This window comes from Flavobacterium collinsii (genome assembly GCF_902804485.1).
In the GTDB taxonomy this organism is placed as follows: domain Bacteria; phylum Bacteroidota; class Bacteroidia; order Flavobacteriales; family Flavobacteriaceae; genus Flavobacterium; species Flavobacterium collinsii.
Window position 1 is genome coordinate 1 of the sequence record NZ_CADCST010000122.1, and the last position, 12,703, is coordinate 12,703.

Here is a 12,703-nt window from a genome sequence, read left to right on the forward strand (position 1 = left end):
GTAATAAATATAACCAGAACTATTATTTTAAACAAGAAATATCTCGTTAAATAAAATAGATAAAGCAAAAAAAGTCGGAAGATTTTTCTTCCGACCACTCTTAGCCAATTGGCTCCTTTTTTATTGTTATTTCTTTTGTAGCGGACTTATGATCTGAACGTTCTGAAAAACAATTGCTCCTTTAACCACTCCGGCAATTGTAGATCTGAGGGCGTCAATGATTTGCATTTTTAATTCGCTCTTCGGGTAAATCAAACTTACCTCACGAGCCGGTTTTGGTTCCTTAAAGTTGCGTAGCTTCTGTTTGTCGGAATCTTTTAAGTCTAAGGTGTGCAAGTACGGAAGTAGTGTTGTACCCAAACCTTCGTCGGCTAGTTTAATTAGGGTTTCAAAGCTACCACTTTGAATCTGAAAATTATTCTGATCGAGGTCACTGGCATTTTTACACAAATTTAAAATCCCGTCTCTAAAACAATGTCCGTCCTGAAGTAACAGGATTTCGTTGATGTTTAAATCGGCAACTTCAATTTCTTCTTTTTGAAAACTGGCGTGATGTTCCGGGATATAAGCGACAAAAGGCTCAAAATACAATACAATTTCTTTTATTTTTTCATCTTCAAGCGGAGTAGCAGCAATAGCAGCATCAAGATGGCCATTTTTTAATTTCAGAATGATTTCGTCTGTATTAAGCTCTTCAATTAGAAGTTTAACTTTTGGATATTTCTTGATGAAGTTGTTTAAAAACATAGGTAAAAGTGTGGGCATAATGGTCGGGATAATTCCTAAACGGAATTCTCCTCCAATGAAGCCTTTTTGTTGTTCTACAATGTCTTTAATACGATCCGCTTCGTTTACAATATTCTTGGCTTGGTTTACAATTTTTTGACCAATATCGGTAAGCTGAATAGGCTTTTTGCTTCTGTCAAAAATCAGAATATTTAATTCTTCTTCGATTTTCTGAATCTGCATACTTAGCGTTGGCTGGGTAACGAAACATTTTTCGGCAGCAAGTGTGAAATTTTTATGTTCGGCAACGGCTAACACATATTGCAATTGAGTTATAGTCATTTTGATAGTAATTTTTGATGCAAAAATAAGAAAATATAATTTTTTTTTATATAATTTTAAAAGAACTTATCTTAAATTTGTAGTAATCATATTATAAAATGAAAACTATGAAGACAAATATTTTAGGATTACCAGTAAAAGAATCAGAATTGTTAGTAAAAGAATTAAATATTCTGTTGTCAAATTTTCAGGTATATTACCAAAATTTAAGAGGAATACATTGGAATATTCGTGGTAAACGTTTCTTTGATCTGCATGTAAAGTTTGAAGAATTGTACACGGATGCCCAGTTAAAAATTGACATGATTGCAGAACGGGTTTTAACTATTGGAGGAACTCCTTTACATACTTTTGAAGATTATATTAAAAATAATAAATTAACTGTTGGAAAGAATATTTCAAACGACGAAAAAGCGGTTCACTTAATTGTAAATTCGTTGTCTGATTTGTTAAAAATTGAAAGAGAAATTCTAAAGCAGTCGGATGAAATTAACGATGAAGGGACAAATTCTATGATGAGTGACTTCATTGCCGAGCAGGAAAAAACAATCTGGATGATGAATGCATGGCTTGAAGAAGAGTTGTAATGTGTTGTTCCTAAAATGATTACTATAGCAGAATGGTCGGGTTTGATCATTCTGCTTTTTTATGTTTGTTAAATTTGTATAAATTTTTAGGCCTCTCGCTTTGATTTTATTTGTTTAACGCTATTTTTGTTCCAATGAAATTAGTCGCTCGTATATTATTATTCATATTTATTGCATTCTTATCTACCCCAACTATAGTGACGGTGATGAAGAAAAGCAATGATGCGTCGCTATTTTTTAGTTTTTCTGAAGAGGAACATTCACATAAAGAACTTAAGGCTGCTGTTTATCCGGCAATACTTCAACATGAAGTTGTTATGCCAGTTTATATTGAAAAAAAGACTATAGTGTCTGAAAATATTGTAAAACTAGACAATATTTCCCCGAGCATTTTTGCTCCACCTCCGAACTTGGCATAATACTTCCGATTATTTTGAATCAAACTGCATTTGAATAAATGCGGTCAATCGTTAATGAATAATTTTTTTAGTATTGTATTATGACAAAAAAAATCAATCTTTTTGCCAACCTTAAATCTGATTTCGCTTCGGGTTTAGTGGTTTTCTTGGTGGCTCTTCCATTGTGTCTGGGTATTGCAATGGCTTCTGGAGCACCTTTGTTTTCAGGAATTATTGCGGGTGTTATTGGTGGTATCATTGTAGGGTACCTAAGCCAGTCTCATATTAGTGTTTCCGGACCAGCGGCTGGGTTAACAGCAATTATTTTAACTGCCATTACTGATTTAGGTGCTTTCGATGTGTTTTTAATGTCTGTTTTTATTGCTGGATTAATTCAATTAGCATTAGGGTTTTTAAAGGCCGGAAGTATTTCAAATTATTTTCCAACAAACGTTATTGAAGGAATGTTGGCGGGTATCGGAATTATTATCATCCTGAAACAGTTGCCTCACGCTTTTGGTTATGATGCTGATTTTGAAGGTGATCAGGCTTTTATTCAAAATGACGGAAGTAATTCCTTTTCATTTTTGTTTGACGTTCTGAATCACATACATGTAGGAGCAGTTGTGGTCTCACTTGTTTCCTTTGTGATCTTAATTTCCTGGGAGAAAGTTCCTTTTTTAAAGAGACTTAAATTAATTCCGGGAGCACTTGTTGCTGTTGTTGCGGGAGTACTTTTAAATGAGTTTTTTGTTTCAACAGGAAGCACATTGGCAATTGCAAAAGAACATTTGGTTTCTTTGCCAGTTCCAAAATCTTTTGATGAATTTAAATCTATTCTGATTACACCAAATTTTGCTGCGGTTACCAATCCGCAAGTTTGGGTGGTTGCTATTACAATTGCTATTGTGGCTTCTATTGAGACATTATTGTGTATTGAGGCTGCCGACAGAATGGATGTTCAAAAACGTTATACTAATACCAATGTTGAGCTTAGAGCGCAAGGAATTGGTAACATAGTTAGTTCTCTTTTAGGTGGTTTACCAATGACATCAGTTGTAGTAAGATCATCTGCCAATAATAATGCAGGAGCAAAGTCTAAAATGTCGGCTATTATTCACGGTGTGCTTTTGTTAATTAGTGTATTGTCAATCCCTACATTATTAAATAAAATACCATTGGCAACTTTGGCTACTGTTTTAATTTTAGTAGGTTACAAATTAGCAAAACCTGCCACTTTCAAACATTTCTGGGAAAAAGGAAAGTACCAGTTTATACCGTTTATTGCAACTTTGGTATTTGTTGTAGCAACAGATTTACTTAAAGGAGTTGCTTTGGGAATTGTTATCAGTATTATTTTCGTACTGAGAGGAAACCTGAAAAGAGCGTACAGTTTTAAAAAAGAAGAATACGAAGATGGAGATGTTATTCATATTGATTTAGCACAGGAAGTTTCATTCTTAAATAAGGCAGCAATTAAACTGACTTTAAATGAAATCCCTGAAAATTCTAAAGTGATTATCAATGCCGCAGATACAGAGTATATTGCGCACGATGTTTTAGATTTGATTCGCGAATTTAAAGAAACAAGAGCCATTGATGAAAATATTAAAGTAAAGCTGAAAGGATTCAAAAAAGCTTATGAGCTTGAGAATTCACCGGATATCAATAATCACGTGTCTATTGAACATTATTATGATGTTGCTAAAAGAGCTTTAGTTCAAAAAGAAAAGGTAAAAGGAGATTTATAAATAAATTATATTAATTAAGGTATTTCTTGATTGTGAGAAGTATTAAAATTAGATAACTTTACAGTGAAGTTGTTTTTAATATATTTAAACATCTGGTAATACCATTCAAAAAACAAAAAAAAATGAGAGAGTTTTATAAGCAGTTACTTGAAAACAATAAACAATGGGTTGAAAGGTCATTAGCGTTAGACCCAAACTATTTTGCTGATTTGGCTAAAGGACAAACACCACCATTATTATGGATTGGATGTTCAGATAGTCGTGTTCCTGCAAACGAAATTATTGGAGCTAAACCGGGAGAGGTTTTTGTACATCGTAATATTGCCAACATGGTGGTGCACTCTGATATGAATATGTTGAGTGTTCTGGATTATGCTGTAAATGTTTTAAAAGTAAAACACGTTATTGTTTGTGGACATTATGGTTGCGGTGGTGTAAAAGCTGCTATGGGAAATCAGTCTGTAGGAATCATCGACAACTGGATCCGTCACATTAAAGATGAATATCGTTTACATGATAAGTACCTTAATTCAATCGCAGATGAAACAGAGCGTTTTAATGCTTTCGTTGAGATCAATGCTAAAGAGCAGGTTTACAATTTGGCTAAAACGTCTATTGTACAAGGTGCTTGGAAAAACGGACAGGATTTAATGCTTCATGGATGGGTTTATGGTTTGAACTCTGGTTTTGTAACCGATTTAAATGTAAACATCAGTTCGAATGAAGAATTGGATCAGGTTTATCAGTTAGACTTGTAATATAAAAAAGAAAATCGCCTCAAGAGGCGATTTTTTTTATTCGTTTTCGTCTAGATTTTCATTAAAAGCAGACGGTAATAAAGTTGGAATAAATTTTATCAGAATTGGTAATAATAAACTTCCTCCAGGTAGTAAAAAGATAGTCAGTGACGGAATCGTTTTACAGATGTCTAGCAGCTGTTTTTTTACTTTCTTCTTTTCCTTAGCATCCAGATCTCTGGTAGTCGAATAAGCCAGTAGGACCATTAATTCTTTGCTTTGGATGATTTCCTTAACCAATCTGTTTTTGTTTCTTACAATTAGTTTTACCACACTATGGGTCATCTGATCGTAAAAATGTTTTACAGGATTGGAATAGTTGAAATAAGGAATCTTCTTTTTGTGTGTGGTGATAAAGGTGTTCGTGGTTTCAATACTTTTGGTAACAAAATCGTCGGAAACGCCCATCATCGATCCTAAAGAGTATAAAAAGTAAGCTTCTTCATTTTCTACAACACCATCACTCCATAAAGCCATTCCGGCCATATCGATTAGATAATAATATTCGAGTTGGTTGTTGTAATAGTCCAGTTGTAAAGTTTCTAAAGTATCAACCGTTACTTTTGAAAATTTAGAATATCTGATTGAAGCTTCAAAAAGTTTAATTAACAAATCGTCATGTTGCGATTTTATGGTTTTGGTTTTTAAAGCCAGAGCCACAATACCCAGCACTGTTTCTTCGATTCGTTTTAAGTATTTTTCAGGTATTGAACCATGTTCCAAATATTGCCTGAAAGCAAGGACATCAATAAACAGAAGCGCATTGGTCACTAAATGCGAAAAGTTTTTACTGATAATGCTGTCATTGGTCTGAACCCTTTGGTCTATGATATTTTCTAAGGAAAGAGAAGGTGTATCTTTTGGAAGTAAAATTTTGAATAAATTAAATCCTTCCGGACTCATTTCTTTATAAAATTTTAAAACCTCAGAAATAAAATTATTAGGTTCTGAACTTCTTTTTTCCAAACAAAAAACACCATACAAAGTATTTAATAAAGCTACTTTGGAAATTTCGGTTTTGAACCATCCTTTTATCGGAATCGGAATTTGAGAATCAATAGCAATGATGTGACCGTAAATAAAACCGGTTTCTCTGACTTTATTGTAGAACGAATCTGCAGTCTCAAAAGGTATAGCTTCTGAAAACTTCTGTTCGCTAAAAAACTTGTCTATCCAGCCTGGTGCCGATGGGTTAATCATTAACTTTTAATTTATAGCTGCAAAGCTATATCTTTTTCTTGTTTTAGGGTAAATTTTAAATGAAATAACCACCAAATTTTGTGAAAATGTGGTGGTTATTCTTTTTTATTTAATGATTCCGGCACAGGCCGCTCTTCCACCTGCATTTCCAGTAGGTTGTGTCGTAAAATCATCAGTTCCCTGATGAACGATTAATCCTTTTCCAAGAATATCTTTGGAGGCATCTCCGCAGCCAATACACCATTCGTCAGTAGTTAGTGTTATAGTTCCGTTACCTTTAGCATCAGCCGTAAAGTTTCCGATATCTCCTTTGTGGTATTCAGCAACACCCCACTTCCCGTGTTTTTTAAAAGTTGGGTTCCAGTGGCCTCCTGCTGAACTTCCATCAGCAGCACTACAATCTGCCTTTTCATGAATGTGTATCGCGTGAACTCCCGGTTGTAGACCAGTCATTTTTGCAACAAAAGTTACTTTGCCATTTTTTTCGGTGAAAGTAGCGGTTCCGGTCACTGTGCTATTGCTTTTTGGCTCTAGAGTTACTGTAAGGTTTTTAGCATCACTTGATTTTGTACTGGTCTTACAACCAACGATTAAAGCTGTAATTATAGCGAAGGAAACGATTATTTTTTTCATAATAGGAGGCTTTTATATTAAAGATTAAGTAAATTTAACATAAAATTCCGACATGGATTAGAGCTGACAGTTAAAAAAATCTAAAACTATTGATGGTAATTTAATGGGACTTTAAGTAAAGAACCCAAAAATATTATGTAATTTCGTATACCTCCGAATTAAAAAATGAAAATCAATACCTTAATTATTTTCTAATTTAATCTTAAATATTATGATCAAGAATATTTTAACTTTAGTTTTTTTGGGAGTTGTTTTAATTTCCTGCAATACATCTAAAACCCCAAAAGGGGATGCGGTTTCTAAACTTGAAGGAACCTGGGAGCTCAACTATATTAGCGGTCCAAGAATTGCTTTTGACGGTTTGTATCCAAATAAAAAACCAACTATTAACTTTGATCTAAAAGAAAATCGCGTGTCTGGAAATAATGGCTGCAATTCTTTTAATGGAGCATTTGCCGTGACAGGAAATAAAATTGATCTGACACAGCCTATGGCTACAACCAAAATGATGTGTAAGGATGCGCAGCAGGGGGAACAGGTTTTTATGAGTACTTTACCTAAAATAACCTCCTACGATATTACAGATGAAGGAAAAACATTGCACTTTATTTCTGGTGATATTGCCATGATGCGATTTACCAGAAAATAGAGGTATCTTTTAACCTGTTTAATTTTATTTTATGAAAACTAAATTATCCATTTTATTGGTGTTATGCTGTTTTTTAACTATTTCTGTTTCTGGACAGGAAAAGACAAAAAAAGAATTAAAGGCAGAAAGAGAACTACAGCAACAAAAGGAAATTGAAGCACTGGTTGCTTCTAGAAAATTTGATTTTGAAGCGCAAAAACTGACCCCACAGGGAGGAAGGTTTATTATTCTGGATTATAATACTTATTTTTTAAAGTTTAATACAGAAAAAACTACCTGCGATTTACCTTTTTTTGGTCGTGCATTTAATGTTGATTATGGAGGAGATGGTGGAATTAAATTTGAAGGGACTCCGGAAGATATTAAAGTTGAGCAAAAAAAGAAAAGTTATATTGTAAAGGCTACAGTTAAGGGGAAGAATGATGTATATGTTTTGATGTTTTCCATTTTTTATAACGGAAATACAACACTTACAATCACCAGTAACAATAGGGCATTTATTTCTTATGATGGGGTGATTCGAGCTCCAAAAGTAGAAGAGAATAAGAAGTAAGTATTTTAGTCTTTAAGTATTGTGTTTCTAAATTTTTGATATATTGTAAATGATTATTTGAAAACAAATTTTGAACTTTTACGATAAAGAAAACGGCAGCTATTTTTTGAATAGCTGCCGTTTTTTAATGTTCTAGCATTTTTATTTAGCGGTTTTAACCTCATAAATAGTATTGACCATTCCGTTTCGTGTAGCATCCAGAGGAAGTTCCCAAAACATAATTCCGCCCAGGTTTTTGGCTTTCACGTATTCTGCTTTGGCTTTTATAGACGTTAGATTATCTCCTGTAGCAAATGTTTTTTCTTTTTCATTGTACCAGAAAGGAGCTTTGGCTTTATCGTCCCAAAAATATTTCCAGCCATTAGCTTCTGTGTAAAAAGGAGCATAGCCTTTGAAAGATACACCCTGAACATGTTCACCGGCTTGATATAGACCGTTATTGATGTTTTCAACATTTTTCCAGGTTCTGGTATAAAAGGCTCCTCCAATCACTAATTTTTCTGCTGGAATTCCCAGTTTCAATAAATATTCAACGGCTTTGTTTGTAGATTCTTCTTTTGGGTTAGTGCTATATAAAGGAGTATGGTGTCCTGTAACTTTTGAGTATCCGTTTACCAGATCATAACTCATAATATTTACACGGTTTACTAAAGGCATTACTTTTTTCCAGTCAATCGATTCGTCTAAGGCTTTTTGAAAACCTCCGGCAGCAAAGCTTAATTCATATTTTTTACCTAAAGTTGAGCGTAGAATTTTGATTAGTTCTGTAAAATTCGGTTTATCAGCCGGTTGAAACAAATGTCCTGGCAGTCCCTCAATTGCCGGATATTCCCAATCTAAATCTAAACCGTCTACTTTAAAATAATTACTGACTTCTTTTACTGATTTGGCAAAAATAAGTCTTCCCTCAGCTGTTGAAAAAGCTGCAGAACAAGGCTCACAGCCTCCCCAGCCACCAAGCGAAAGAATAACTTTTAATTGCGGATTTGAAGCTTTTAACGAAACCAAATATTTGATAGTAGTAGAATCTTTTGCAGAATCAACGCTTAGCTTTCCCTCTTTTAAATGGAGGAAACTAAAGATAATTTGATTTAGTTTGCTTACTTCGTATTCGTTAATTAGCTTGTCATCACCTGTGTAATAGGCTATAATATCCATTTTTTTGTTTTTTTGTGCAAATACACTCGTGGTAAAATTGCACCATAAAATCAGAGCAATTAGGTTAATTTGTTTCATTTTATGTTTTTTAGAGTTTTTAGATTGCTAAATATAAAGCAATACAATCGATATTTAACTATTCTCTAGTGGTCCGAGCGTTAACTTTAACGAATATTTTGCAAATGGCTGCAAAAATATTGCGGATGTGATTTTAGTAAATCGTCTAAAAAAAAATAAAAAATAAACCCGCACTGTTTCGGATTAGTGCGGGTTTAAACAAATTAAAAGCTAAAAACTATTTTCATATTAGAAGCAGTATTCGTTTTCTGCAACTAATTTAGATGTAATAACCTCTCTTAAGGCTACAACATTTGGATTGTTTGTGTATTTTGTGAAACGTTTTAGTCCCATTAACATCATACGTTGTTCGTCACCTTCGGCAAAAGAAATAATTCCTTCTTTTCCTCTTGAGTTAACGATATCTACTGCTTTGTACAAGTATAATTTTGCCATAGCAATTTGCTCTTGTACTTTAGCCTCACCTTGATTTTTGGCTAATTTTTCAGTTCTAAGAATTGTACTTTCTGCCATGTAGATTTCGATTAAGATATCAGAAGCAGCCATTAATAACTGTTGGTGTGAATCTAAATCCGGACCATATTTTTGAACAGCGCTTCCGGCTACCATTAAGAAAACTTTTTTCAAGTTAGCAATGATTCCTTTTTCTTCAGCAAATAATTCAGAGAAATCAGGAGTGTCGAAAGACGGAATTCCCATTAATTCTTCCTGAACTTTCATAGCAGGTCCTAATAAATCAACGTGACCTTTCATGGCCTTTTTGATTAACATCCCTACAGAAAGCATTCTATTGATTTCGTTTGTTCCTTCGTAGATACGAGCGATACGAGCATCTCTCCAGGCACTTTCCATTGGAGTGTCTTCAGAGAATCCCATACCTCCAAAAATTTGAATTCCTTCGTCAGCACAAGATTGTACGTCTTCAGAAACTGCTACTTTCAAGATCGAACATTCGATAGCGTATTCTTCAACACCTTTTAATTCAGCTTCCTGATGCGTAGTTCCTTCTGCTTCACGGGCAGCGATTCTGTCTTCGATATCTTTTGCAGCACGGTAAGAAGCACTTTCTCCGGCGTAAGCATTAGTAGCCATTTCAGCCAGTTTAGAGCGGATAGCTCCAAAAGATGAAATCGCAGTGTTGAACTGAATTCTTTCGTTAGCATATTTTACCGCATTTGTAGTAACTCTACGCTGAGCATCTAAACAAGCTGCAGCCAGTTTGATACGACCAACGTTCAAAGCATTCATAGCGATTTTGAAACCGTTTCCTCTTTCAGACAACATGTTTTCAACAGGAACTTTTGTATCGTTGAAGAAAACCTGACGAGTAGAAGAAGCACGGATTCCTAACTTATGCTCTTCTTCATTCATAGAAATTCCGTTTGATGGATCATTTTCTACGATGAAACCTGTAATGTTTTTATCATCACCAATACGTGCAAAAACGATGAAAACGCTGCAGAAACCTGCATTCGAGATCCACATTTTTTGTCCTGTAATTGAGTAAGATTTTCCATCTTCAGATAAAACTGCTTTCGTTTTTCCGGAGTTAGCATCAGATCCTGCGCCTGGCTCAGTCAAACAATAAGCTCCAAACCATTCTCCTGAAGCTAATTTAGGAACGTATTTTTTCTTTTGCTCTTCAGTACCGTAAAGTGTAATTGGCATAGTTCCAATCCCGGTATGTGCACCAAAAGCAGTTGAGAAAGATCCAGTAGCTCCCGAAATGTAATCGCAAACTAACATTGTAGATACGAATCCCATTCCTAATCCACCGTATTCTTCAGGAACAGCAACTCCTAAAAGTCCTAGTTCTCCAGCTTTACGCATAGAAGATTCTGTGTAGGCATAATCTTTTTTCTCAAAACGATCTTTATGCGCCCATAATTCTTTGTCAACGAACTCTTTTACAGAGTCACGCATCATTAATTGCTCTTCCGAAAAATCTTCCGGTGTGAAGATATCTTCGCATTTTGTTTCTTTAACTAAAAACTGACCACCACGGGTTACGTTTTTTTCGATTGTATCTGCCATTGCTTTTGTTTTTTTATGAAAGAAAATAGAATATAGAGAATAGAAAATAGACTTTTACTTTAGTCCGTTTTGAAAACCCATTGTCATTCTTTGAAATTCTTCTATTTTAATTTCTAATTGGTTAAATTGTATTTCGTTTATGTATTTTCTATGTGTCGCAATTAATAATTGCGTAATCAGTTCAAATGAAGAACCGAGAGATATGTCTAAAAAATGACTGAAAGACTTATCAGTTCTTGAAGAACCTTCAGCAATATTACTAGGCATCGAAACCGAACATCTGCTTATTTGAGAACTCAAATCGTATCGTTCGTGTTTCGGAAATTCCATTAATACGTCAGAAATTTCATTGGCGATTGTAATTCCGAGTTTCCAAATCTTCAAGTTCTTATAATTATGCCTCATGTTTTTCGAGCCAAGATAAGAAAACATAAATTAAAAGTAGGTTTTTTATTACTTTTAATAATCTTTGTTTTTTCTCTTTACTCTAAAAAAACATCTATTCTCTTTATTCTATATTCTATTCTCTCTTCGTTAAAGAACTTCGTAAATCCCTGCAGAACCTTGTCCAGTTCCCACACACATACTTACGATTCCGTATTTATTACCTCTGCGTTTCATTTCGTCGAATAACTGAACAGAAAGTTTAGCTCCTGTACAACCTAGAGGGTGTCCTAAAGAGATAGCTCCACCGTTTACGTTTATAATATCCGGGTTTATGTTTAATTCGCGAGTTACCGCTAAAGCTTGTGAAGCAAAAGCTTCATTTAGTTCAATTAACTCAATATCATTTAGTGTTAAACCTGCTTGTTTCAACGCTTTTGGAATTGCTTTTACAGGACCGATACCCATAATTCTTGGTTCAACACCAGAAGAAGCGAAGTTTACCAAACGTGCGATTGGCTCAAGGTTTAATTCTTTTACCATTTCTTCGCTCATGATTAAAACAAAAGCAGCACCGTCACTCATTTGAGAAGAGTTTCCTGCAGTTACACTTCCGTCGGCAGCAAAAACAGGTCTTAAGCCAGCCAAAGCAGCAACAGAAGTTCCGGCTCTTGGACCTTCGTCTTGTTTTACAACGTATGATTTAGTTTCTTTTTTACCATTTTCATTGATGAAAGTCTGTTCAACTGTAATCGGAACAATTTGTTTGTCAAATTTTCCTTCAGCCTGAGCTTTTAAGGCTTTCATGTGTGAGTTGTAAGCAAACTCATCCTGATCTTCTCTGGAGATCTTGTATTGGTTGGCAACCGCCTCAGCAGTTAGTCCCATTCCCCAGTAGTAATCTTCATGACCTGCAGCAGCCACTTTATAATCCGGAGTTGGTTTGTAACCTCCCATCGGAATAAAACTCATACTTTCGGCTCCACCGGCAATGATACAATCTGCCATTCCTGATTGGATTTTAGCCGTAGCCATTCCGATAGTTTCTAATCCGGATGCACAATAACGGTTAACCGTTACACCAGGAACATCTTCTACTTTTAATCCCATCAAAGAGATTAAACGTCCAACGTTAAGTCCTTGTTCTGCTTCCGGCATGGCATTTCCAACCATAACGTCATCAATACGTTTTTTGTCAAAATTAGGCAACTCGTCCATCATAAACTGAATGGTTTCTGCTGCTAATTCGTCAGGTCTTTTAAATCTAAAAACCCCTTTTGGTGCTTTTCCTACCGCAGTACGGTAAGCTTTTACGATATATGCTGTTTTCATTTGTTTTGTTTTTTTAAGATTTATAGAAGCAAGAGCCAAGAGAAAAGACAAAACTTTGTTTTGAAATCTTGCTTCTTGCAT

The 12,703-nt window shown here is 34.7% G+C and carries 13 protein-coding genes; 6 read left to right on the plus strand and 7 right to left on the minus strand.

Annotation, left to right across the window (positions count from 1 at the left end; all coding sequences use genetic code 11):
- Window positions 1-126 precede the first annotated feature (126 nt).
- A complete protein-coding gene (locus FLA105534_RS19750) occupies window positions 127-1,068 on the minus strand; it encodes a LysR substrate-binding domain-containing protein (protein ID WP_173967804.1) in 942 nt (313 codons plus the stop codon).
- Window positions 1,069-1,175: 107 nt separating this feature from the next.
- Here FLA105534_RS19750 and FLA105534_RS19755 point away from each other — a divergent pair, with 107 nt between their 5' ends.
- The 4 genes from FLA105534_RS19755 to can all read left to right on the plus strand — a co-directional run bounded on the left by FLA105534_RS19755 (window position 1,176) and on the right by can (window position 4,562).
- Complete coding sequence (locus FLA105534_RS19755; RefSeq protein WP_173967805.1) at window positions 1,176-1,655, plus strand: Dps family protein; 480 nt, start codon at window positions 1,176-1,178, stop codon at window positions 1,653-1,655.
- Window positions 1,656-1,789: 134 nt separating this feature from the next.
- Entirely contained in the window at window positions 1,790-2,074 is a 285-nt protein-coding gene (locus tag FLA105534_RS19760; protein ID WP_173967806.1) for a hypothetical protein, read from the plus strand.
- A gap of 80 nt (window positions 2,075-2,154) precedes the next feature.
- Entirely contained in the window at window positions 2,155-3,804 is a 1,650-nt protein-coding gene (locus FLA105534_RS19765) for a SulP family inorganic anion transporter (protein WP_173967807.1), read from the plus strand.
- Window positions 3,805-3,926: 122 nt separating this feature from the next.
- Window positions 3,927-4,562 (plus strand): carbonate dehydratase, encoded by a 636-nt coding sequence (can, locus tag FLA105534_RS19770; RefSeq protein ID WP_173967808.1) that lies wholly within the window; start codon window positions 3,927-3,929, stop codon window positions 4,560-4,562.
- Window positions 4,563-4,598: 36 nt separating this feature from the next.
- Here the strand turns inward: can and FLA105534_RS19775 are convergent, their stop codons facing one another.
- Both FLA105534_RS19775 and FLA105534_RS19780 read right to left on the minus strand, forming a co-directional pair.
- Complete coding sequence (locus tag FLA105534_RS19775) at window positions 4,599-5,801, minus strand: LETM1-related biofilm-associated protein (RefSeq protein ID WP_173967809.1); 1,203 nt, start codon at window positions 5,799-5,801, stop codon at window positions 4,599-4,601.
- Window positions 5,802-5,906: 105 nt separating this feature from the next.
- Window positions 5,907-6,434 carry a superoxide dismutase family protein gene (locus tag FLA105534_RS19780; protein WP_173967810.1) on the minus strand — a complete coding sequence of 176 codons (528 nt, stop codon included), beginning with the start codon at window positions 6,432-6,434 and terminating at the stop codon, window positions 5,907-5,909.
- 211 nt (window positions 6,435-6,645) lie between these two features.
- Between FLA105534_RS19780 and FLA105534_RS19785 the strand changes: the two genes are divergently transcribed.
- Both FLA105534_RS19785 and FLA105534_RS19790 read left to right on the plus strand, forming a co-directional pair.
- Entirely contained in the window at window positions 6,646-7,083 is a 438-nt protein-coding gene (locus tag FLA105534_RS19785; protein WP_173967811.1) for an META domain-containing protein, read from the plus strand.
- A 31-nt stretch (window positions 7,084-7,114) separates the two neighbouring features.
- Window positions 7,115-7,636, plus strand: a complete 522-nt coding sequence (locus FLA105534_RS19790) for a DUF4251 domain-containing protein (RefSeq protein ID WP_173967812.1) — start codon at window positions 7,115-7,117, stop codon at window positions 7,634-7,636.
- Window positions 7,637-7,777: 141 nt separating this feature from the next.
- Here FLA105534_RS19790 and FLA105534_RS19795 read toward each other — a convergent pair whose 3' ends face one another.
- The 4 genes from FLA105534_RS19795 to FLA105534_RS19810 form a co-directional block, all read right to left on the minus strand.
- Window positions 7,778-8,872: a glycoside hydrolase family 18 protein gene (locus tag FLA105534_RS19795; RefSeq protein WP_173967813.1), complete on the minus strand. Its 1,095-nt coding sequence runs from the start codon at window positions 8,870-8,872 to the stop codon at window positions 7,778-7,780.
- Window positions 8,873-9,100: 228 nt separating this feature from the next.
- The gene (locus FLA105534_RS19800) at window positions 9,101-10,906 is read right to left on the minus strand and encodes an acyl-CoA dehydrogenase family protein (RefSeq protein WP_173967814.1); all 1,806 of its coding nucleotides are present in this window, start codon (window positions 10,904-10,906) and stop codon (window positions 9,101-9,103) included.
- Between the two features lie 54 nt (window positions 10,907-10,960).
- Complete coding sequence (locus tag FLA105534_RS19805; RefSeq protein WP_173967815.1) at window positions 10,961-11,311, minus strand: four helix bundle protein; 351 nt, start codon at window positions 11,309-11,311, stop codon at window positions 10,961-10,963.
- 129 nt (window positions 11,312-11,440) lie between these two features.
- Window positions 11,441-12,622: a thiolase family protein gene (locus FLA105534_RS19810; protein ID WP_173967816.1), complete on the minus strand. Its 1,182-nt coding sequence runs from the start codon at window positions 12,620-12,622 to the stop codon at window positions 11,441-11,443.
- Window positions 12,623-12,703 lie beyond the last annotated feature (81 nt).